A 21,820-nucleotide genomic window follows, 5' to 3' on the forward strand; every position below is an offset into this window, starting at 1 on the left:
GTCACAAGCCCAGGCTAGCTCATGCAATCTGTTGAAAACACCCCCCCGCGCGCACCGTCGCGCTGGCCCATGGCGCTGGCGTTTTCGTTCAGCGCCATCGTGCTGCTGGCCATCGGCCTGCTGGCCTGGCGCGCGCCGTTCGAGACGGCCTGCGTCATCGATGCGCTGGTATTTTTGCTGCTGATGCTGCTCGTGGCGCTGTACCGGCGCACCCTGGCGGCCAGCCTGCCGCGCCAGCTGCTCAAGGCGGGCGCCTTGCAGGATGCGATTTTCAACAGCGCCAATTTCTCGTGCATCGCCACCGATGCGCAGGGCGTGATCCAGATTTTCAACGTGGGCGCCGAACGCATGCTGGGCTATGCGGCGAGCGACGTGGTCGACAAGCTGACGCCGGCCGGTATTTCTGACGCGCAGGAAATCGTTGCGCGCGCGGCGGCCCTCAGTGCCGAACTCGACACCGTCATCACGCCCGGCGTGGAAGCGCTCGTGTTCAAGGCCACGCGCGGCATCGAAGACATCTATGAACTGACCTACATCCGCAACGATGGCAGCCGCTTCCCCGCCATCGTCTCCGTGACGGCCTTGCGCGACGCGCAGAGCAAGGTCATCGGTTACTTGCTGATCGGCACGGACAACACGGTGCGCAAGCAGGTCGAGGCGGAACAGGCCTTGCTGGACCAGCGCCTGCGCGAACAGCAGGCGTACACGCGTTCGCTGGTCGAGAGCAATAATGCGGAGTTGACGAAGGCGCGCCAGGTGGCGGAAAAGGCCAACCGCGCCAAGTCCGAATTTTTGTCGAGCATGAGCCATGAATTGCGCACGCCGCTGAATGCCGTGCTGGGCTTTGCGCAGCTGATGGCGTCCGACGTGCCGCCACCGAGCCCGCCGCAGCAGCGCTCGATCGAGCAAATCCTCAAGGGCGGCTGGTATCTGCTGCGCCTGATCAATGAAATCCTCGACCTGGCCATGATCGAATCGGGCAAGGTCACCTTGTCGCAGGAAGCGATGTCGCTGCTTGACGTCCTGCAGGATTGCCAGGCGATGATCGCGCCGCAGGCGGAAAAGCGCGGCATCCGCATGCATTTCCCCCGCTGCGGCGAAGCCTACTTCGTGCATGCGGACCGCACGCGCGTGAAACAGGTGATGGTTAACCTGCTGTCGAACGCCATCAAGTACAACCAGGGCGGCGGCACCGTCACCGTCGATTGCAGCCAGCGCGGCACCAAGGTACGGGTCAGCGTGCGCGACAGCGGCGCCGGCCTCGACGCGGGCCAGGTGGCCCAGCTGTTCCAGCCATTCAACCGCCTGGGACAGGAAAACAGCACGGAAGAGGGCACGGGCATCGGCCTCGTCGTCACCAAGCAACTGGTCGAATTGATGGGCGGCACCATCGGTGTCGACAGCACGGTCGGCGTGGGCACCACATTCTGGTTCGAGCTGGCCGCCAGCAGCGCGCCGGCATTGGTGCTGGGCGACGGCGACGCGCTGCCGCAGGTGCAGGAGCCGCAGGAAAGCCAGCGCACCTTGCTGTACGTGGAAGACAATCCCGCCAACCTGGCGCTGGTGGAGCAATTGATCGCCCGCCGCAGCGATTTGAAGCTGCTGACGGCCATCGATGCGCACCTGGGCATCGACCTGGCGCGCACGTATCAGCCGGACGTGATCTTGATGGACATCAACCTGCCCGGCATCAGCGGCTTTGGCGCCCTGCATATCCTGCATGACGACCCGCTCACGAGCCATATTCCCGTGATGGCGCTGTCGGCCAACGCCGTGCCGCGCGATATCGAGAAGGGCCTGGAAGCGGGCTTCTTCCGCTACCTGACCAAGCCGATCAAGGTCGTCGAATTCATGGATGCGCTCGACGTGGCCCTGCACCATGCGGCCGCGCACGGCCTGGCCGACGACATTCACGCAGTACGCTAATTCAGCATTTATTTTTAGGAATACCGCCATGCTTCAAGCCACCGAGATCCTGAACGCCAGCATCCTCATCGTCGATGACCAGGAGGCGAACGTCATGCTGCTGGAGCAGGTGCTGCGCAATGCCGGTTATACGCGCATCACGTCCACCATGAACCCGCAAGCCGTGCACGCGCTGCACCAGCAGCACCGCTACGACCTGATCCTGCTCGACTTGCAGATGCCGGAAATGGATGGTTTCGAGGTCATGGAAGGCTTGCGCGACATCGAAGCGGGCAGCTACCTGCCCGTGCTGGTGATCACGGCCCAGCCCGGCCACAAGCTGCGCGCGCTGCAGGCGGGCGCCAAGGACTTCGTCAGCAAGCCGTTCGACCTGGTGGAAGTCAAAACGCGCATCCACAACATGCTGGAAGTGCGCCTGCTGTACCAGAAGCTGGCCGAATACAACAAGTCGCTCGAGCAGATGGTGGAAGAGCGCACGGCGGAGCTGCGCGAAAGCGAAGCGCGCTTCCAGCGCTTCACGGAACTGTCGTCCGACTGGTACTGGGAACAGGATGCGCAGGGCAACCTGACGCGCTTTTCCGGTCCCGTGGCTGAAATGCTGGGCATCGGCAGCGAACAAGAGCCGCAGCGCTGGAACGCCACCGAACGAGCGCTGCTCGATGCAAAAATTGCCGCGCGCGAACCTTTCCTCGATTTCATCTACAGCCGCGCCAACCTCGACGGCAGCACGCAGTACCTGCAAGTGAGCGGCGAACCGATGTTCGACAATGGCAGCCGCTTCATCGGCTACCGCGGCATCGGCCTCGATGTCACGGAGCGCCATCGCATTGCCTGATTTATACTGGGTGCTATCGATACTGACCAGGAAAAATCATGACTGACAAATCAACGCCGCAATACTGGTTCCCCGCCAAGACCTATGGCTGGGGCTGGGGCTTGCCCATCACGTGGCAGGGCTGGCTCGTGTTCCTGGCCGCGCTGGCGCTGTTCGCCTGCGGCGCCTTCCTGTTCCCGCCGCAAACCATGCTGGTCGGCTACATCGTGTATGAAGTGGCCATCGTTGCCGTGCTTATTTTCATCTGCCAGCTGAAGGGCGAACCGACCAGCTGGCGCTGGGGCAAGAAGAAGTAGAGCGATGTACAAAGACGACACCTGCAAGAAATCATCTGGCCACGCGGCGTGAACCGCGTATAATTGGCTCGCTGCCGCAAGGCGGCAAACGCTAGGGGTCCTGCCTTTCGCTGTGGAAACACGGTGCAAGCGCGGGTGAGAAATACCCTCCGAACCTGATCTGGATAATGCCAGCGAAGGGAAGCTTTAGGATGAACGCACCCCGCCTTTCCGCGTGCGCGCAGCCGAACCTCCTTAGCTGGCTCCAGGCTTAAAAATAGTCTAGCCAAGGAGCCAAAATGAACGCCAACCCGAAATTCCTCTCCGCCACCGCCACGGTCGACGAAGCCGCCATCGCGCCGCTGCCCAATTCGCGCAAGATCTATGTCGAAGGCAGCCGTCCCGACATCCGCGTGCCCATGCGCGAGATCAGCCAGTCCGACACGGAGGCGTCGTTCGGCGGCGAAAAGAATCCGCCGATCTACGTCTACGACACCTCCGGCCCGTACACGGACCCGGACGTGCAGATCGACATCCGCTCGGGCCTCGATACGCCGCGCCTGCCGTGGATCATGGAACGTGCCGACACGGAAGAATTGCCCGGCCCCACGTCCGACTACGGCATCGCCCGCCTGGCGGATCCGAAACTGGCCGAGCTGCGTTTCAATCTGCACCGCAAGCCGCGCCGCGCCATCGCCGGCAAGAACGTCACGCAGATGCATTACGCGAGGCGCGGCATCATCACGCCGGAAATGGAATTCGTCGCCATCCGCGAAAACATGCGGCGCCAGGAATATCTGCGCGAACTGAAAGCCTCCGGCCCCATGGGCGAGCGCCTGGCCGAGCTGATGGGCCGCCAGCATCCGGGCCAGGCCTACGGCGCCAGCATCCCTGCGGAAATTACGGCCGAATTCGTGCGCGAGGAAATCGCCCGCGGCCGCGCCATCATCCCCGCCAACATCAACCATCCGGAAGTCGAGCCGATGATCATCGGCCGCAATTTCCTCGTGAAGATCAATGCGAACATCGGCAATTCCGCCGTCACCTCGTCGATCGGCGAGGAAGTGGAAAAGATGACCTGGGCCATCCGCTGGGGTGGTGACAATGTGATGGATCTGTCCACAGGTAAACACATCCACGAGACGCGCGAATGGATCATCCGCAACAGCCCCGTGCCGATCGGCACCGTGCCCATTTACCAGGCCTTGGAAAAGGTCAATGGCAAGGCCGAAGATTTAACTTGGGAAATTTTCCGCGACACCCTGATCGAACAGGCCGAGCAGGGCGTCGACTACTTCACCATCCACGCTGGCGTGCTGCTGCGCTATGTGCCGATGACGGCCAAGCGCCTGACGGGCATCGTGTCGCGCGGCGGCTCCATCATGGCGAAATGGTGTCTGGCGCATCACCAGGAATCGTTCCTGTACACGCATTTCGAAGAAATTTGCGAAATCATGAAGGCGTACGACGTGTCGTTCTCGCTGGGCGACGGCTTGCGTCCCGGCTCGATCTACGACGCCAACGACGAGGCGCAGTTGGGCGAGCTGAAGACCCTGGGCGAACTGACGCAGATTGCCTGGAAGCATGACGTGCAGGTGATGATTGAGGGGCCTGGCCACGTGCCGATGCAGCTCATTAAAGAGAACATGGATTTGCAGCTGGACCAGTGCGGCGAGGCGCCGTTCTACACCTTGGGACCGCTGACGACCGACATCGCACCCGGCTACGACCACATCACGTCGGGGATCGGCGCGGCCCTGATCGGCTGGTATGGCACGGCCATGCTGTGTTACGTGACGCCGAAGGAACACCTGGGCCTGCCCAACAAGAACGACGTCAAGGACGGCATCATCACCTACAAGATCGCGGCGCATGCGGCCGACCTGGCCAAGGGCCATCCGGGTGCGCAAATCCGCGACAACGCGCTGTCGAAAGCCCGCTTCGAATTCCGCTGGGATGATCAGTTCAACATCGGCCTGGACCCGGACAAGGCGCGCGAATTCCACGATGAAACCCTGCCCAAGGATTCGGCCAAGGTGGCGCATTTCTGCTCCATGTGCGGTCCCCATTTCTGCTCGATGAAGATCACGCAGGAAGTGCGTGAATACGCGGCCGGCATGGGCATCGCGGAAGACAAGGCACTCAAGCAGGGCATGGAAATCAAGGCCATCGAATTCATCAAGAACGGCGCCGAGCTGTACCGCAAGGTCTGAGGGAGGGCGTGATGACCGCATTGATATCCATCACGCTCAACGGCGCACCGTACCAGGTGCCGCCGGGGCAAACCCTGGACCAATTGATCGCCGCCCTGTCGCTGGAAAACCAGGCGCTGGCGCTGGCCGTCAACCGCAATGTCGTGCCGCGCAAGGCGTGGCCGGGACAGGTTTTACGGGTACAAGACCAGGTTGAAATAGTCCGCGCCATCGGCGGCGGCTGAAAACGTCCAAGCAAACCTACTGCGCGTCGCGCTTTGCGGCCTGCGATGCTCACCGTGCTCTAGCACGGTTGCGCGTCTCGGCCACAAATCATCGCCGCTCGTTACGGTTTTCTTCGGACGTTTAAAAACTTAAGGAAGAACACATGAATACCGCAACACATAACGACCTGCTGACCATCGCAGGCAAACAGTATCAATCGCGCTTGCTGGTCGGCAGCGGCAAGTACAAGGATTTGCCGCAGACGCGCGAAGCGACGGATGCGGCCGAGGCGCAGATCATCACGGTGGCAATCCGCAGGGTGAACATTGGCCAGGATCCGAACGCGCCCAGCCTGCTCGACTTCGTGCCGCCGGACCAGTACACGATTTTGCCGAACACGGCCGGCTGCTACAACGCCAAGGATGCCGTCTATACCTTGCAACTGGCGCGCGAGCTGCTGGGAGGGCGCAACTTGGTGAAACTGGAAGTGCTCGGTGACGAAAAGACCTTGTTTCCGCACATGCCGGAAACCTTGATCGCGGCCGAAGCGCTGGTCAAGGATGGTTTTGACGTGATGGTGTATTGCAGCGACGACCCCATCCAGGCGAAGATCCTGGAAGATATCGGCTGCGTGGCCGTCATGCCGCTCGCGTCCCTGATCGGTTCGGGCATGGGCATTTTGAATCCCTGGAACTTGTCGCTGATCATCGAGCAGGCGAAAGTGCCCGTGCTCGTCGATGCCGGCGTGGGCACGGCGTCCGATGCGGCCATCGCCATGGAGCTCGGTTGCGATGGCGTGCTGATGAATACGGCCATTGCCGGCGCGCGCGACCCCGTGCGCATGGCGCATGCGATGAAGCTGGCCGTGCGGGCCGGGCGCGAAGCGTTTTTGGCGGGACGCATGCCGCGCAAATTTGCCGCGTCGCCGTCGTCGCCGATGGCGGGCCGCCTGGCGTGATGACGCCGATGCGCCGCACTGTGCTCGTGTTTGCCGGCGCCGATCCATCGGGTGGCGCCGGCATCGCCGCCGATATCGTGGCCATTGCGGCGCAGGGCGCACATGCCTTGCCCGTCATCACGGCGCTGACGGTGCAGGACAACGACAGGGTCTTTGGCGTCGAGCCGGTGGCGCCGGAATTGCTGCGCCGCCAGGCGCAGGCGCTGATCGACAAGATCAGCATCGATGCCGTGAAAATCGGCATTCCCGGCAGTGCCGCGAACGCGGCCGTCATTGCGCAACTGATCGCGCAATTGCGGCTGGCCCGGCCGCATTTACCTGTGGTGCTCGACCCCGTGCTGGCCAGCGGCCATGGCGACGTGCTGAGCCGGGACGATGCCGTGCTGGCGCTGGCGCCCTTGCTGCTGGTGACGACCGTCATCGTACCGAACGGCCCGGAAGCGGCGGCCCTCGGTGGCGTAGAAAACCTGCGCGCGCAAGGGTGTCAGAACGTGCTGGTGACGGGTGGTCACGGCGAAGGCGAGGCGATCGTCAACCGCTGGCTCGATGGCGCTGGTAGCGCGCGCGAGTGGCGCTGGCCGCGCCTGCCCGGCGAATTTCACGGCAGCGGCTGCACTTTGGCGTCGGCCATCGCGGCGCGCCTGGCGCAAGGCGTGCCGATGCAAGAGGCGCTTGATGGCGCGCAACACTATTGCCATGCGGCCCTGGCTGGCGCGTATGCGATTGCGCCAGGCCAGCTGATGCCGCAACGATTCATTCAATAAGGAAAACATCATGCGTGGACTGTATCTGGTCACCCCGAACTGGGACGACACCGACCGCCTGCTCGACGTGAGTGAGCAAGCCTTGCAGGAAGGCGTGGCCCTGCTGCAATACCGTCACAAAAGCGCCGACGCGGAGCAGCGGCGCGAACAGGCGGGCGCCTTGCTGGCCCTGGCCCGCAAGTATGGCGTGCCTTTCATCATCAATGACTTCATCGAACTGTGCGAAGAGCTCGACGCGGACGGCGCGCACGTGGGCGGCACGGATGCCTCCGTCGCGCAGGTGCGCGCGCGGCTGGGCAAGGACAAGCTCGTCGGCGCTTCCTGCTATGGCGACATGGCCCTGGCAAGGACGGCGCAGGCGGGCGGCGCCAGCTATGTGGCCTTCGGCGGCTTTTATCCGTCGCTCGTGAAAAAGTATCCGGTGACGACACCGCTGGACATCGTGCTGCAGGCGAAACGCGAGATCGCCTTGCCCTGCGTGGTGATCGGCGGCATGACGCCAGAGAACGCCGCGCCGCTGGCAGCGCGCGGCGCCGACATGGTGGCGGCCATCAGCAGCGTCTATCAGGCGGACGATGTGGATATTGCGGTGCAGCAATTCAATCACTTGTTTGCGGCATGAATAGGGGCGTGCAGGGCTGGTTCGGGGGAATAATCGGCATATAATAAGAACATCATTCATTACCGAGGTCCCCCATCCATGAGTCAGCCAGCCGCCGCGAAACGCCTTATCCTGATCGTTGACGATGACCAGCTCCTGTTGGAATTCCTCGGCGAAGTCCTGCGCCATGCCGGCTACGAAACAGCCCTGGCCCATTCGGCCGAAGTGGCGCTGCAACTGATCGCCCAGCGCGAGCCGGACCTGGCCTTGCTCGACATCCACATGCCGGGCATGTCCGGCCTGGAACTGGCCAAGCGCCTGCATGGCGAGACGGCCGTGCCGTTCATGTTCCTGTCCGGCAGCGGCGACAGCGAATCGGGCAAGCAGGCGGCCGCCTATGGCGCCGTCGGTTACGTGGTCAAACCCGTCGACGAGGGCCGCTTGATGCCCGCGTTTGAAGCGGGCCTGGCCCGTGCCGATGAAATCCGCCAGCTGCGCCGCACGGAGCTGAACCTGAACGCGGCCCTGGCCGCCGGCCGCGAAACGAGTTTGGCCGTGGGTTTGCTGATGGGTAAATTCCAGACGGACCGCAACACGGCCTTTGAAGTGCTGCGCGACCATGCCCGTTCCAGCCGCCGCAAGATCAATGAGATCGCCAGCCAGCTGCTGCTGGCCGAGGAAACCCTGAACGGCTTGCACGGGGCGTTCTTGAACCGCGCAAAAACCAAGTAAGCGTTTTCCTGGCGCCTGCTTTGTTATGATGTGGCGATACGGCGCGCTGGCGCGCCCGGTTCAACCATACTCAGCACACACCACAGGACACACATGAAAACCAAAGCAGCGATTGCATGGAAGGCGGGCGCGCCTTTGACCATCGAGGAAGTCGACCTGGCCGGCCCGCGCGAGGGCGAGGTACTGGTCGAGATCAAGGCCACGGGCATTTGCCATACCGATTACTACACCCTGTCGGGCGCCGATCCGGAAGGCATCTTCCCGTCCATCCTTGGCCATGAAGGCGCCGGCATCGTCGTCGACGTGGGGCCGGGCGTGAAAAGCCTGAAAAAGGATGACCACGTCATCCCCCTGTACACGCCGGAATGCCGCCAGTGCAAATTCTGCCTGTCGCAAAAAACCAATTTGTGCCAGTCGATCCGCTCGACCCAGGGCCGCGGCCTGATGCCGGATGCCACCTCGCGCTTTTCCATCGACGGCAAGCCCATCTTCCACTACATGGGTACGTCCACCTTTTCCAATTACATCGTCGTGCCGGAAATCGCCCTGGCGAAGATCCGCGAAGATGCGCCGTTCGACAAGGTTTGCTACATCGGCTGCGGCGTCACCACCGGCGTGGGCGCCGTGCTGTTTACGGCCAAGGTCGAGGCGGGCGCGAATGTCGTCGTGTTCGGCCTGGGCGGCATCGGCCTGAACGTGATCCAGGCGGCCAAGATGGTCGGCGCCGACAAGATCATCGGCGTGGACATCAATCCGGCCCGCCAGGCCATCGCGCGCAAGTTCGGCATGACGCATTTCGTCAACGCCAACGAGGTGGAAAACGTCGTCGACACCATCGTGCAGCTGACGGACGGCGGCGCCGACTATTCGTTTGAATGCATCGGCAACACCACCACCATGCGCCAGTCGCTCGAGTGCTGCCACAAGGGCTGGGGCCAGTCCATCATCATCGGCGTGGCGGCGGCCGGCCAGGAAATTTCCACCCGTCCATTCCAGCTGGTGACGGGGCGCGTGTGGAAAGGTTCCGCCTTCGGCGGCGCGCGCGGCCGCACGGACGTGCCGAAGATCGTCGACTGGTATATGGAAGGCAAGCTCAACATCGACGACCTGATCACGCACCGCCTGAAGCTCGACGACATCAACCAGGGCTTCGACCTGATGAAAAGCGGCGAGTCGATCCGCTCCGTCGTGCTGTACTAATACATTACGCCGTACCACGGCGTTTTTGCGGAGGCTGCGGCCTCCGTTTTTTTTGCCCGCCTCCATCCATCGTCCGTGTTTGCCATCCAGGGCGGTCTTTTTGCAGCCTGTCGCATGGCGCTGGAGCCGAGCTCCATCCGCCGCTAAAGTGCATGCTCCACTACTTTTGCGACGAGGCAGCCATGTCCACTTCCCACCGTTTGATCCTCAGCCTGGCCGGTATCCTGATCGGCGGCAGCGCGCTGGCCGTGCAACCGTCCCAGCCGCCCGCGCCGCCAGCGCCGCCGGCCGCACCGGCCGCACCCAGCAAACAGATCAATATTTCCATGGGCAGCGGCGATGGCTATGCGCTCGTCGACAGCACGGAGGACAGCGTCACCATGGCCGGCACCGATGTCGATGGCCAGCAGATCAAGCAGCTGCAGCGCTCGCTCAAGGGGCAGTTCCTGTGGTTCCGCGACCAGGGCAAGGGCTATGTAACGCAGGATGCCGCGCTGCTGGCCCGCGTGCGCGACGCCTGGAAGCCGTCGCAAGATCTGGGCTTTCAGATGAGCGGCCTGGGCAAGCAGATGAGCGAGCATGGCAAGGCGATGGGTGAATTGGGCAGCAAGATGGGCGCCCAGGGCGCGGCGCAGGCGAATGGCGGCACGCGCGAGGCGGCGCAGCTGCAGGCGCTGGGCCGCCAGCAGCGGGAACTGGGCCGCAAGATGGGCGAGGCGGCGCGCCGCCAGGCGCAGGCGACGACGGAGACGGCGCGCCGCGCGGCCGAGCGCGATGTCGAGAGCTTGCAGCAGCAGATGGAAGATGCGCAAGACAAGATGGAAGAGGTGAATGACCGCCTCGCCGCCGCGCACGAGCGCGAGGCGGACAAGGCGGAAGTGCTGTCGCGCCAGATGGATCAGCGGGGCAAGCCGATGGAAGTGCTGGGCAAGCAGATGGAAGCGCTGGGACGCCAGCAGGAAAAAGCCACCAAGGCGGCCGACAAGGCCACGCGCCAGGTGATCGCCCAGGCGCTCAGCGAAGGCAAGGCGAAGCCGGTGCGCTGAGCAGCGTGCCGAATCAGGGCGCCAGCGGCTTGCGCATCAGGCAGCGCAGCGCCGGATCGTGGCCATCCTGCGCTTCGCGCGCCAGCCTGCGCGCGTGGCCCGCGCCCAGCGTCGCGGCATCGGTTTCGCTGAAACCGTGGCGCGCATAGTAGGGTGCGTTCCATGGCAGGTGGCGATACGTGCTCAAGGTCAGCCAGGCGCAGCCCAGCGCCCGGGCATGGGCCGCCGCCGCGTCGAGCAGGCGCGCGGCCAGTCCCTGCCGTTGCTGCGGCAGCGCGACGGACAATTCCACGATGAACAGCTGGCCGTCGAGCGCCTCGGCCGCCAGGAAGCCCACGGGCGTATCGTGCTCATCGGCGGCCACCCACAGGCCGCCTTCGCGCCATAGCCCCTGTAATGTGCTTAGGGGCAAGGTTTCCCCTTGCGCCAGCCACGCCAGGTCCGGCCCGGCCTGGGCAAACAGGGCCGCGGCGCTGCGTTCGACCCGGGCCAGCAAGGGCAGGTCGGCGCCGGTGGCCGCGCGGATGGTGTAGCTCATGGCATGTGCCACACGGCGGCCACGGCGCGGTATTGGGCCGGCAACTGCCGCATGGCGTCGTCCTCGCTGGCATACACCTCATCTTGTACGGTTTCCCACTGCGCGTCGCAGCTGAAACGGTAGATGCGCGCTTCGTCCGCGTAACGGCAGACGGCCAGGCCGTGGATGGCGGTGGGGGCGCCACCATGCTCATTGGTGACGTGGCCGAAGGGCTGGTCGGACCAGGCCCAGGCCAGTATGCGGGCGCCGTCGAGGTGGGTGGGGGGTGTCATGGGGATACAGGCTGCGGTGTCGGGATGGCGATTGTAGCGCGCGTGGGTAAAATGCCGCGACCGCTGGACAAATGCACAGTATTTTTAGCCATGCCGGTATAATCACGGGATGCAAAATCTTCTTCACAACCTCAATCCCGAACAATTGGCTGCCGTCACCTTGCCGGCGCAGCATGCGCTGATCCTGGCAGGCGCCGGTTCGGGCAAGACCCGCGTGCTGACCACCCGCATCGCGTGGCTGATCCAGACCCAGCAGGTATCGCCGCCCGGCATCCTGGCCGTGACGTTTACGAATAAAGCCGCCAAGGAAATGCTCACGCGCCTGTCGGCCATGCTGCCGATCAATACGCGCGGCATGTGGATCGGCACCTTCCACGGCCTGTGCAACCGCTTGCTGCGCACGCATTACCGCGACGCGGCCTTGCCGCAAACGTTCCAGATCCTCGACTCGCAGGATCAATTGTCGGTGATCAAGCGCTTGTTGAAGGCAAATAATATCGATGATGAAAAATTCCCGCCGAAGACGGTGATGTATTTCATCAACAACGCCAAGGACCAGGGCTTGCGCGCCACGGACGTGGAAGCGTACGACGCGCACGAGCGCAAGATGGTCGAGCTGTACCAGTTGTACGACGACCAGTGCCAGCGCGAAGGCGTCGTCGATTTTGCGGAATTGCTGTTGCGCACGTACGAATTGCTGAGCCGCAACCAGCCGCTGCGCGAACACTACCAGGCCCGCTTCCGCCATATTCTGGTGGACGAGTTCCAGGATACCAATAACCTGCAATACAACTGGCTCAAATTGCTGGCCGGCCACGGCAGCCGCGATGGCGGCGCCCTGTTTGCCGTCGGCGACGATGACCAGAGCATCTACGCCTTCCGCGGCGCGAATGTCGGCAACATGAGCGCCTTCGAGCATGAGTTCCAGGTCAAGAACTTGATCAAGCTCGAGCAGAACTACCGCTCGCACGGCCACATCCTCGACAGCGCCAACGTGCTGATCGCGAACAACAGCAAGCGCCTGGGCAAGAATTTGCGCACGGACGCGGGCCATGGCGAGCAGGTGCGCGTGTATGAAGCCAGTTCCGATCTGCAGGAAGCGCAGTGGATCATCGAAGAGGCGAAAAGCCTGATCGCCGATGGCGCCTCGCGCAGCGAAATCGCGATTCTGTACCGCTCGAATGCGCAGTCGCGCGTGATCGAACACGCGCTGTTTTCGGCCGCGATTCCGTATCACGTGTATGGCGGCCAGCGCTACTTCCAGCGCGCCGAGGTCAAGCACGCGATTGCCTATTTGCAATTGATGGACAATCCCCACAACGATTCCGCCTTCTTGCGCGTGGTGAACTTCCCCACGCGCGGCATCGGCATGCGCTCGATCGAGCAATTGCAGGCCGCCTCGGAACAGTACGGCATTTCGCTGTACGCATCCGTGCCCTACGTGGCGGGCAAGGCGGGCAGCGTGCTGGCCGGCTTCGTCAAGCTGATCGAAGGCGTGCGTTTCGAAACGCAGCAATTGTCCTTGCCGGAAATGGTGCGCGTGGTGCTGGAAGCGAGTACCTTGCTGCAGCATTACCAGAACGAAAAAGAAGGCGCCGACCGCATCGAAAATCTGGAGCAGATGGTCAGCGCGGCCAGCCAGTTCATTTCCGAGGAAGGTTTCGGCCAGGGCGCACCGGCCCATCTGGGCCCTGCCGCCCAGGCGCAGTCGGGCGCGCCCGTCGTGAACCAGGATGGCATCGAAATTTTGGATGCGGACGCGCCGCTGCCGGCCGTGATGTCGCCGCTGTCCGCCTTCCTGTCGCACGCGTCGCTGGAAGCGGGTGACAACCAGGCGCAGGCGGGCCAGGATGCGTTGCAGATGATGACGGTGCACTCGGCCAAGGGCCTGGAATTCGACAACGTGTTCATCACGGGCCTGGAAGAGGGCCTGTTCCCGCACGAAAGCAGCTCGAAGGAAGACAACGGCGTGGAAGAGGAACGCCGGCTGATGTACGTGGCCATCACGCGCGCGCGCAAGCGGCTGTACATGAGCTTTTCGCAGACGCGCATGCTGCACGGCCAGACGCGCTACAACATGAAGTCGCGCTTCTTCGACGAATTGCCGGAAGAATCCTTGAAATGGCTGTCGCCGAAGGTGCAGGCGAACTGGTTCGGCAACCGCAAGTCGGCCTGGGACGAGGCGCCCAAGGTGGCCAGCCTCGGTTCGGACAATGCGATTGCACAAAAGATCGCGCAAAAAGCCACGGGCGGCGGCTGGCGCATCGGCGAATCCGTGGCGCACGCCAAGTTCGGCGAAGGCGTGATCGTCAACATCGAAGGCGGCGGCGGCAATGCCCGCGCGCAAATCAATTTCGGACAGCACGGCATGAAGGTGCTGGACGTGGGGATTGCGAAGCTGGAACGGCTGTGAAGGTAATCCGGCATAACAATGTTGTCGGATTACGCGTGGCCTTCAGCCCCCGCTAATCCGACCTACAGGACGATACTCTGACCGGTCGCGTAGGTCGGATTAGCGAAGCGTAATCCGACACCATTGTTGGCCTTGCAGCGTCGGATTACGCGGCGTGCCGCTAATCCGACCTATGCCGTGGCATTGCGAGGCATTCGGAAAATAAAAAAGGGGCAGCCTGCGCAGGCTGCCCCTTTTTACATCTGGCCGGCGATTATTCGCCGGTCTTGTCCAGCGACACGGTCTTGCTGTCATCGACGGGCAGGCCGAAGATCTGGCGGTAGGCCGCGTAGAACGAGCAATGCATGATGATGGTGAGTATCATCGACAGCGGCATCATCAGTTGCATCATCAGCGGCGTGCGGCCAAAGATGACGGCCAGCAACTGGCTGGTGACGACGCTGATGGCGAACCACGTGCTGGCGAAGACGATGAAGGCCGACAGCGAGCGCCAGACGGCGAAAAAGCTGAAGAACAGCGCCTTGCCCAGGCTGATGCGTTGCCAGTAGATCAGCGGCGCGGCAAAGCAGAAGGCCATGGCGGCAGGCACGTACATGACGATGGCCAGCAGGATGCCCAGGCCCAGGCGCGATTCGGGGATGGCGGCGCGCGCCGCTTCTTCCGTCAGCTGTCCGGTGACCAGTTGCCACAGCAAGCCGTCGTCCACCAGGGTCGAGGCGCCGATGGCGACGATGGCCATCAGGATGTACAGCACGCCCAGGCCCAGCAGTGAGGGAAACGCGGGCTTGCGAAAGCCCGAGATCAAGAGGCTGGGCAGGACGCGCTTGCCCTGGTCGATATTCAGGCAGCCTTGCACGAAGGCGACGGAAAACACGGGCACGAGGATGACGGGCAGCAATTGACCGAGCACGGGCACGATGCTGACGGCCAGCATGCAGAACATATAGCCGAGAAACAGCATCGACATGCCGCCAGGCTGCTGGCGAAACAGGCCGAAGCCTTGTTTTACCCAGAGCCAGCCTGTACTTGCAGGTAATTTTTCCATTTTTTAAAACAATTCCGGAGCAGGTGTGGCAATACGTTCGCGCAGAATGCGTTCGAAATGCGTGGGATCGTGCGGCGTCAGCATTTCCGCTTCGCGCGGCTGGTAATAGTCGTACAGGCGCGACAGCCAGAAGCGCAGCGCGGCGGCGCGCAGCATCGGTTGCCATGCCGTCTGTTCTTCATGCGTGAATGGCCGCACGGCCTGGTAGGCGTCAAGCAGGGCGCGCACGCGCACCGTGTCGAGCACGCCCGTGTCCAGGTCCACGCACCAGTCGTTGACGGTGACGGCCACGTCGAACAGCCAGGTGTCGCAGCCGGCAAAATAAAAGTCGAAAAAGCCCGTCAGGCGCTCGCCGTCAAACATGACGTTGTTGCGGAACAAGTCGGCATGCACGGGACCGCGCGGGATGGCTTTATACGTATCGCAGGCGGCAAAGGCGTCCTGGAAATGGATTTCCGCGCGCAGCAAATGGGCCTTGGCGTCGTCGAGGTGGGGCAGGACCAGCGGCGTAGTGGCGTTCCACCAGTCCAGGCCGCGCAAATTCGGCTGCTGCAGGGGGAAGTCCTGCGCCGCCAAATGCATTTTCGCCAGCATGGCGCCGACGGCCGCGCAGTGCACGGCTTGCGGCGCCATCTGCGAGCTGCCGTCGAGTTTGCTGACGATGGCGGCCGGTTTGCCTTGCAGGGCCGTTACCAGTTCGCCATCGGCATTGGCGATCGGCGCCGGCACCAGCACGCCCCGGTCCGCCAAATGGCGCATCAGTTGCAGATAGAACGGCAATTGCTCGAAGCTGAGGTTTTCAAAGATCGTCAGCACATACTCGCCGCGCTCCGTGCTCAGGAAAAAATTGCTGTTTTCGATGCCGGATGCGATGCCCTTGAGCGCCAGAGGTTTGCCAAGTGGAAACTGCGTGATCCACTGGCCGATATCGTCCAGGTGTAGCGCGGTAAAAACTGCCATGGGAAAGAGGGGAATGGTCTAAATGGTCAAAAAAAGCCGGCTGCCCCGCAGGCGGCCGGGGCAGGGCAGAAGAGAGTGCTTGCTTACTTCGCTGGTGCGGGCGGTGCTGGCGCGTCCGCTGCCTCTTCATCGCGTTGTTTCTGTTTCTTCTTGCCCAGGTCGAATTCCAGCACTTTCCATTGCGGGCCGCGCAGGGCGCCGTTGTGGGCCTGGTCGCCGCCGGCGGCCGGCTTCATGTAATAGGTGCTGCCGCCGCTCGTGACTTTGACTTCGGACGTCACGCCCGCTTCGCGTTTTTCGGTAATCTGCTGCTTGGTCGCCGCTGGCGCCACGGTAATGGGCGCTTCGCCCATTTCCTCGATACGTTCGAGCTGTGGCGGCGCGTCGCTCGGTTTGGCCGGCGTCTGGGCGCTGGCAATGGCCGAACATGCCAGCAGGGGCAGGGCGAGGAATGTCCAGAGTGTCGATGTACGCATCATGATGGGTTCGCTTCCATGTGTGGGACTGCAGTGCGTGCAGTGTGTAATGCCGTCAATTTATCTATAAGGCATTGTAACAAACTGGTAGGCAATGCTGTTTAAATGGGTTGAAATCGGCCGAGGTGGCAGCCCGCGTGCCCGCACGGGGCCGCCAGAGTGGCAAAAACAGCAAGAACGGCACGCGTGGCGGCCGGTGGCGCGGCCCTAAACTCTGCGATAATTGTGCGATATTCCGCCCGTTCGCCGCTGTGTCTTCCCGGCTGGCGCGGCTCACCTTATTTTATTGGCATTATGCAAAACACCCTGCTGTTAGTCGACGGTTCCAGTTACCTCTATCGCGCCTTCCATGCGCTGCCCGACCTGCGCAGCCCGGATGGCTATCCCACGGGCGCCATGCACGGCATGGTCAACATGCTGCGCCGTCTGCGCGCCGATTTCCCGGCCGCCTACATCGCCTGCGTGTTCGATGCCAAAGGTAAAACTTTCCGCGACGACATGTATCCCGAATACAAGGCCACGCGCGCCTCGATGCCGGACGACCTGCGCCTGCAGATCGAACCGATCCACGAAGCCGTGCGCGCCATGGGCTGGCCGATATTGATGGTCGACGGCGTGGAAGCGGACGATGTGATTGGTACCTTGGCCGTGCAGGCTGCCGCCGCCGGCATGAACGTGGTGGTCTCCACGGGCGACAAGGACCTGGCGCAGCTGGTCAACAGCCAGGTGACCCTGATCAATACCATGAGCAATGAAAAGCTCGACGAAGCGGCCGTGCTGGTCAAATTCGGCGTGCCGCCGAACCGCATCATCGATTACCTGTCGCTGATCGGCGATACGGTCGATAACGTGCCGGGCGTGTCGAAATGCGGCCCGAAGACGGCCGTCAAATGGCTGACCTTGTACGGCAGCCTGGAAGGCGTCATGGAAAACGCGGCCCAGGTGGGTGGCGCCGTGGGGGAAAACCTGCGCACGGCCCTGCCATGGCTGCCGCAGGCGCGCGCCCTGATCACCGTCAAGACGGATTGCGATTTGTCCGGGCACATGACGACGATCGCCGATTCGCTGGTGGCGAAGCAGGAAGACAAGGAAGCGCTGCTGGCCTTCTTCAACCGCTACGGCTTCAAGGCCCTGCTGCGCGAACTGGGCGCGGCGCTGCCGCCGATGTCTCCCGTTGGCGCACCGACAGTTGCCGGTGCCGCCATCGCGAATACGACGGGCGACATGTTTGCCGATGCGGCGCCAGCGGTGGAAGCCGTGTATGAAACCGTGCTGACGGATGAACAGCTCGATAAATGGATCGCGCTGATCGATGCGGCGCCCTTGACCGCCGTCGACACGGAAACCACGTCGCTGGAACCGATGACGGCGCAAATGGTCGGCATTTCCCTCTCGGTGGCCGAGCACGCCGCCTGCTACATCCCGCTGGCCCACGATTACGCGGGCGCGCCGGAACAATTGACGCGCGAACACGTGCTGGCGAAACTGCGCCCGTGGCTGGAAGACGAAAACAAGCCCAAGCTGGGCCAGAACCTGAAATACGACAGCCACATCTTCGCCAACCATGGCGTGACCCTGCGCGGCATCGCCCACGATACCTTGCTCGAATCGTATGTGTTCGAATCGCACAAGAAGCATGACATGGACAGCCTGGCGCTGCGCCACCTGAACTACACGACCATCCCGTTCGAGGACGTGTGCGGCAAGGGCGCCAAGCAGATCACGTTTAATCAAGTCGAGGTCGAGCAGGCGGCGAAATACGCGGCCGAGGATGCCGACGTCACCTTGCGTTTGCATAATGCCATGTGGGGCAATGTGGCGAATGATGAAAAACTGACCTTCATCTATGAAAAGATCGAGCTGCCGACGGCCGTGGTCTTGCAAAAGATCGAGCGCAACGGCGTGCTGATCGACGACGAATTGCTCAACATCCAGTCGGCCGAGCTGGCCGTGAAAATTCTGGAACTGGAAAAGAAGGCCTATGAACTGGCCGAGCAGCCGTTCAACCTGGGTTCGCCCAAGCAGATCGGCGAAATCTTCTTTGAGAAGCTGAAACTGCCGGTAATTAAAAAAACCCCGACTGGCGCGCCATCGACGGACGAGGAAGTGCTGCAGAAGCTGGCCGAGGATTATCCGCTGCCCAAGGTGCTGCTCGAATACCGGGGCATGGCCAAGCTGAAGTCGACCTATACCGATAAATTGCCGAAGATGATCAACGTCACGACGGGCAGGGTGCATACAAACTATGCGCAAGCTGTGGCCGTGACGGGACGATTGGCATCGAACGACCCGAACTTGCAGAATATCCCCATCCGCAGCGCGGAAGGCCGCCGCATCCGCGAAGCCTTCATTGCCCCGCTCGGCAGCCACATCGTCTCGGCCGACTATTCGCAGATCGAATTGCGCATCATGGCGCATATCTCGGGCGACGAAGCCATGCTGCGCGCATTTGCCGACGGCATCGACATTCACCGCGCCACGGCGGCCGAAATCTTTGGCGTGCCGGCCGCGGAAGTGCAGAGCGAACAGCGCCGCTACGCCAAGGTCATCAACTTCGGCCTGATCTACGGCATGAGCGCGTTCGGCCTGGCCGGCAACCTGGGCGTGGACCGTACGGCCGCGCAAAGCTATATCGACCGCTACTTTGCCCGTTTTTCCGGCGTGAAACAGTATATGGAAGACACGCGCCAGCAAGCCAAGGCGCGCGGCTACGTGGAAACCGTGTTCGGCCGCCGTTTGTGGTTGCCGGAAATCAATTCGCCAAACGGCCCGCGCCGCCAGGGTGCGGAACGGGCGGCGATCAACGCGCCGATGCAGGGCACGGCCGCCGACCTGATCAAGCTGGCCATGATTGCCGTGCAAGGCTGGCTGGAAACGGACAATTTGCAGACGAAGATGATCATGCAGGTGCACGATGAACTGGTGCTGGAAGTGCCGGATGCCGAGCTGGAACTGGTCAAGCGCAAGCTGCCGGAGCTGATGGCTAGCGTGGCCGCGCTGAAGGTGCCGCTGACGGCCGAGGTGGGCGTCGGACGCAACTGGGACGAAGCGCATTGATGCTGTGTCGGCTTACGCGGGGCATGCCCCGCTAAGCCGACCTACATGTTTAATTCAGCAATGACCGTAAGCCGAACGCATGTTTACTTGAGCAATGACCGTAGGTCGGCTTAGCGCGCAGCGCGTAAGCCGACATTTTTTGTCAACACACCCTTCAGGAGAAACGCATGAGCGACATGATCACCGATTGTGAAAGTTTGCTGGGCCAGAGCAGTTTGTCCGGGCCGGACGGCCGGCGTGGTTTCCTGAAGGTGGCGCTGGGCACGGGCTTTGCCGTGGCCGTGCTGCCCGTGGCGGCGCAAAACGTCATCAAGACGGATTCCGCCGGGCTCGTCACGGGCAGCATGTCGGTGATGGTCGACGGCCAGGCCGTGCCCGTGTACGCGGCCCAGCCGGAAGGCAAGACGGGTTTGCCTGTGGTACTGGTTATTTCGGAAATCTTTGGCGTGCATGAACATATCGCCGACATGGCGCGCCGTTTCGCCAAGCAGGGTTATCTGGCGTTGGCGCCCGATCTGTTCGTGCGCCAGGGCGATCCGACCAAGGTCAGCAGCATTCCCGAATTGATGAAAGGCATCATCGCCAAGACGCCGGACGCGCAGGTGATGGCCGACCTCGATGCCGTTGTGGCGTGGGCGAAACAGAATGGCGGCGACACGAGCCGCCTGGGCATCACGGGTTTCTGCTGGGGCGGGCGCATCACGTGGCTGTACGCGGCGCACAATCCGGCCGTCAAGGCGGGCGTAGCCTGGTATGGCCGCCTGGTGGGCGAAGCGACTACCTTGCAGCCGAGCAACCCCATCGATATCGCCGCCAGCTTGAAGGTCCCCGTGCTGGGCTTGTATGGCGGCAAGGATACGGGCATCAGCCAGGAATCGATCGCGAAGATGAAGGAGGCGCTGGCCAAGGGCGGCAACAAGTCCGAATTCGTCGTGTACCCCGATGCGGGCCACGCCTTCAATGCCGATTACCGCCCCAGCTACGTGGCGGCCGATGCGAAAGACGGTTATGCGCGCTGCCTGGCCTGGTTCAAGCAGCACGGCGTGGCGTGACGCCGCAACAGAAAAACACCGCATTTCCCAGAAGTTAACGCGAAAGGCGCACCGGGCTGTAAAATGCCCGCTGCGCGCCAATGCAGTACAATTGCATCTTCATCGCGCGACGCTGCCGCCAGACGCGCAAAAAATTAAACAATAGATAACAACGCATTCATCAGGCCAGACGCCAGCATCGCGGGCGCCAGTGACCCGGCGCCATTTTGAGGTAAGAAAATCATCGATCCCGTCCTTATATCCATTTTGCTCGCGACCACGATCGCGGGCGTGTTGAGCATTACCGCGGCGGCGATCTTTTCGTTTGCATTCCTTTCCAAAGTGGTCGAGCGCATGGTCAGCTTGTCCGTCGGCATCATGTTGTCGACGTCATTGCTGCACGCCTTGCCCGAAGCGTTCGAATCGCAGGCGGACCCGCGCACCCTGTTCGCCACCCTGCTGGCGGGCTTGCTGGCCTTTTTCATGCTGGAAAAATTCGCCATCCTGCGCCATTCGCACCACCACGAAGGCGATGGCCATCACCATGCGCACGGCCACGACAAGCATGAAGCGGGCAAGGCCGGCTGGATGATCCTGGTCGGCGACGGCATGCACAATTTTACGGACGGCATTCTGATCGCCGCCGCCTTCCTGGCCGACCCGAAGCTGGGTCTGGTGACGGGCCTGGCCATCATCGCGCATGAAATTCCGCAGGAAATCGGCGATTTCATCGTGCTGCTCAATGCCGGTTTCTCGCGCCTGCGCGCCTACATCTTCAACCTGCTGTGCAGCCTGATGGCGGTGGCGGGCGGCCTGCTTGGCTATTTCACCCTGGACCGCGCCAGCAATCTGATTCCTTACGTGCTCGTGTTCGCTTCGTCAGGCTTCATCTACATCGCCTTGAGCGACCTGATGCCGCAGATGCAGCGCCGCGCCACCTTGCGCGAAACCATTCCGCAAGTGCTGTTGATCGCGCTGGGCGTGTGCATCGTGCTGTTCCTGACGCACAAGCGCCACGGCGGTTGATGTACTGACTGCGTGAGTGTAGTATTGCCTTTCTGACTAACTTGCACAGAAAGGAGGAAAATATGGAAATTTTTATGCTCGCCCTATGGGATGCGCGTTCTTTAAGCGCATTTGCCAGCTCTTGCCCACGTTCTATCGCGCTGCGATAACCGGGTCAGAGCAAAGTCACCCCTCTCATATAGAGTCTTTCTCGGCTCATGGTTGTCGTTAGCGCTCCTGTTAACGCGGATGCTTGCATCCCGAACAAA

At 62.3% G+C, this 21,820-nt stretch carries 21 protein-coding genes and 1 riboswitch; of the genes, 15 read left to right on the forward strand and 6 right to left on the reverse strand.

Annotated elements, in window-relative coordinates; translation table 11 throughout:
• The first annotated feature begins 21 nt into the window (after positions 1-21).
• The 11 genes from BLU39_RS21935 (at position 22) to BLU39_RS21985 (ending at position 10,754) form a co-directional block, all read left to right on the forward strand.
• Positions 22-1,926, forward strand: a complete 1,905-nt coding sequence (locus BLU39_RS21935) for a hybrid sensor histidine kinase/response regulator (protein WP_254789032.1) — start codon at positions 22-24, stop codon at positions 1,924-1,926.
• 28 nt (positions 1,927-1,954) lie between these two features.
• Positions 1,955-2,761, forward strand: coding sequence for a response regulator (locus BLU39_RS21940; RefSeq protein WP_092716849.1), 807 nt, complete (start codon positions 1,955-1,957; stop codon positions 2,759-2,761).
• Between the two features lie 38 nt (positions 2,762-2,799).
• Positions 2,800-3,057 (forward strand): hypothetical protein, encoded by a 258-nt coding sequence (locus BLU39_RS21945; protein WP_034749180.1) that lies wholly within the window; start codon positions 2,800-2,802, stop codon positions 3,055-3,057.
• Between the two features lie 83 nt (positions 3,058-3,140).
• Positions 3,141-3,256, forward strand: a riboswitch (TPP riboswitch).
• Positions 3,257-3,335: 79 nt separating this feature from the next.
• Entirely contained in the window at positions 3,336-5,249 is a 1,914-nt protein-coding gene (gene thiC / locus BLU39_RS21950) for a phosphomethylpyrimidine synthase ThiC (protein ID WP_092716852.1), read from the forward strand.
• Positions 5,250-5,269: 20 nt separating this feature from the next.
• Positions 5,270-5,473 (forward strand): sulfur carrier protein ThiS, encoded by a 204-nt coding sequence (gene thiS, locus BLU39_RS21955; RefSeq protein ID WP_092717214.1) that lies wholly within the window; start codon positions 5,270-5,272, stop codon positions 5,471-5,473.
• 143 nt (positions 5,474-5,616) lie between these two features.
• On the forward strand, positions 5,617-6,411 hold the full coding sequence (locus tag BLU39_RS21960) for a thiazole synthase (protein WP_092716854.1): 795 nt from the start codon (positions 5,617-5,619) through the stop codon (positions 6,409-6,411).
• A gap of 8 nt (positions 6,412-6,419) precedes the next feature.
• Positions 6,420-7,175: a hydroxymethylpyrimidine/phosphomethylpyrimidine kinase gene (locus BLU39_RS21965; RefSeq protein WP_092717218.1), complete on the forward strand. Its 756-nt coding sequence runs from the start codon at positions 6,420-6,422 to the stop codon at positions 7,173-7,175.
• Positions 7,176-7,185: 10 nt separating this feature from the next.
• Positions 7,186-7,797, forward strand: coding sequence for a thiamine phosphate synthase (gene thiE / locus BLU39_RS21970; RefSeq protein WP_092716857.1), 612 nt, complete (start codon positions 7,186-7,188; stop codon positions 7,795-7,797).
• Between the two features lie 78 nt (positions 7,798-7,875).
• Complete coding sequence (locus tag BLU39_RS21975) at positions 7,876-8,508, forward strand: ANTAR domain-containing response regulator (protein ID WP_034749164.1); 633 nt, start codon at positions 7,876-7,878, stop codon at positions 8,506-8,508.
• 93 nt (positions 8,509-8,601) lie between these two features.
• A complete protein-coding gene (locus tag BLU39_RS21980) occupies positions 8,602-9,708 on the forward strand; it encodes an S-(hydroxymethyl)glutathione dehydrogenase/class III alcohol dehydrogenase (RefSeq protein ID WP_034749160.1) in 1,107 nt (368 codons plus the stop codon).
• A gap of 182 nt (positions 9,709-9,890) precedes the next feature.
• On the forward strand, positions 9,891-10,754 hold the full coding sequence (locus BLU39_RS21985) for a hypothetical protein (RefSeq protein ID WP_139178438.1): 864 nt from the start codon (positions 9,891-9,893) through the stop codon (positions 10,752-10,754).
• A 13-nt stretch (positions 10,755-10,767) separates the two neighbouring features.
• Here BLU39_RS21985 and BLU39_RS21990 read toward each other — a convergent pair whose 3' ends face one another.
• Both BLU39_RS21990 and BLU39_RS21995 read right to left on the reverse strand, forming a co-directional pair.
• On the reverse strand, positions 10,768-11,292 hold the full coding sequence (locus BLU39_RS21990; protein ID WP_092716861.1) for a GNAT family N-acetyltransferase: 525 nt from the start codon (positions 11,290-11,292) through the stop codon (positions 10,768-10,770).
• Positions 11,289-11,564, reverse strand: coding sequence for a hypothetical protein (locus tag BLU39_RS21995; RefSeq protein WP_092716863.1), 276 nt, complete (start codon positions 11,562-11,564; stop codon positions 11,289-11,291). Before BLU39_RS21995 ends, BLU39_RS21990 begins: the two co-directional genes overlap by 4 nt.
• 109 nt (positions 11,565-11,673) lie before the next feature.
• Here BLU39_RS21995 and BLU39_RS22000 point away from each other — a divergent pair, with 109 nt between their 5' ends.
• Positions 11,674-13,977: a UvrD-helicase domain-containing protein gene (locus tag BLU39_RS22000; protein WP_092716865.1), complete on the forward strand. Its 2,304-nt coding sequence runs from the start codon at positions 11,674-11,676 to the stop codon at positions 13,975-13,977.
• Positions 13,978-14,230: 253 nt separating this feature from the next.
• Here BLU39_RS22000 and BLU39_RS22005 read toward each other — a convergent pair whose 3' ends face one another.
• From BLU39_RS22005 to BLU39_RS22015, 3 genes are all read right to left on the reverse strand, one after another.
• Complete coding sequence (locus BLU39_RS22005; protein WP_092716867.1) at positions 14,231-15,022, reverse strand: BPSS1780 family membrane protein; 792 nt, start codon at positions 15,020-15,022, stop codon at positions 14,231-14,233.
• 3 nt (positions 15,023-15,025) lie between these two features.
• On the reverse strand, positions 15,026-15,982 hold the full coding sequence (locus BLU39_RS22010; protein WP_092716869.1) for a homoserine kinase: 957 nt from the start codon (positions 15,980-15,982) through the stop codon (positions 15,026-15,028).
• An 83-nt stretch (positions 15,983-16,065) separates the two neighbouring features.
• Positions 16,066-16,461 carry a hypothetical protein gene (locus BLU39_RS22015; RefSeq protein ID WP_092716871.1) on the reverse strand — a complete coding sequence of 132 codons (396 nt, stop codon included), beginning with the start codon at positions 16,459-16,461 and terminating at the stop codon, positions 16,066-16,068.
• A gap of 291 nt (positions 16,462-16,752) precedes the next feature.
• Here BLU39_RS22015 and polA point away from each other — a divergent pair, with 291 nt between their 5' ends.
• Together polA and BLU39_RS22025 are read left to right on the forward strand one after the other, a co-directional pair.
• Positions 16,753-19,515, forward strand: a complete 2,763-nt coding sequence (polA, locus tag BLU39_RS22020) for a DNA polymerase I (RefSeq protein WP_092716873.1) — start codon at positions 16,753-16,755, stop codon at positions 19,513-19,515.
• A 167-nt stretch (positions 19,516-19,682) separates the two neighbouring features.
• The gene (locus tag BLU39_RS22025) at positions 19,683-20,567 is read left to right on the forward strand and encodes a dienelactone hydrolase family protein (RefSeq protein WP_092716875.1); all 885 of its coding nucleotides are present in this window, start codon (positions 19,683-19,685) and stop codon (positions 20,565-20,567) included.
• A 134-nt stretch (positions 20,568-20,701) separates the two neighbouring features.
• Here the strand turns inward: BLU39_RS22025 and BLU39_RS28715 are convergent, their stop codons facing one another.
• The gene (locus BLU39_RS28715; protein WP_175539385.1) at positions 20,702-20,902 is read right to left on the reverse strand and encodes a hypothetical protein; all 201 of its coding nucleotides are present in this window, start codon (positions 20,900-20,902) and stop codon (positions 20,702-20,704) included.
• On the opposite strand from BLU39_RS28715, the gene BLU39_RS22030 reads away from it, so the two are divergent.
• A complete protein-coding gene (locus BLU39_RS22030) occupies positions 20,814-21,572 on the forward strand; it encodes a ZIP family metal transporter (protein WP_046683425.1) in 759 nt (252 codons plus the stop codon). The genes BLU39_RS28715 and BLU39_RS22030 overlap by 89 nt on opposite strands.
• Positions 21,573-21,820: the final 248 nt, after the last annotated feature.

Origin of the sequence: Janthinobacterium sp. OK676 (genome assembly GCF_900103595.1) — a bacterium.
GTDB lineage: Bacteria > Pseudomonadota > Gammaproteobacteria > Burkholderiales > Burkholderiaceae_D > Janthinobacterium.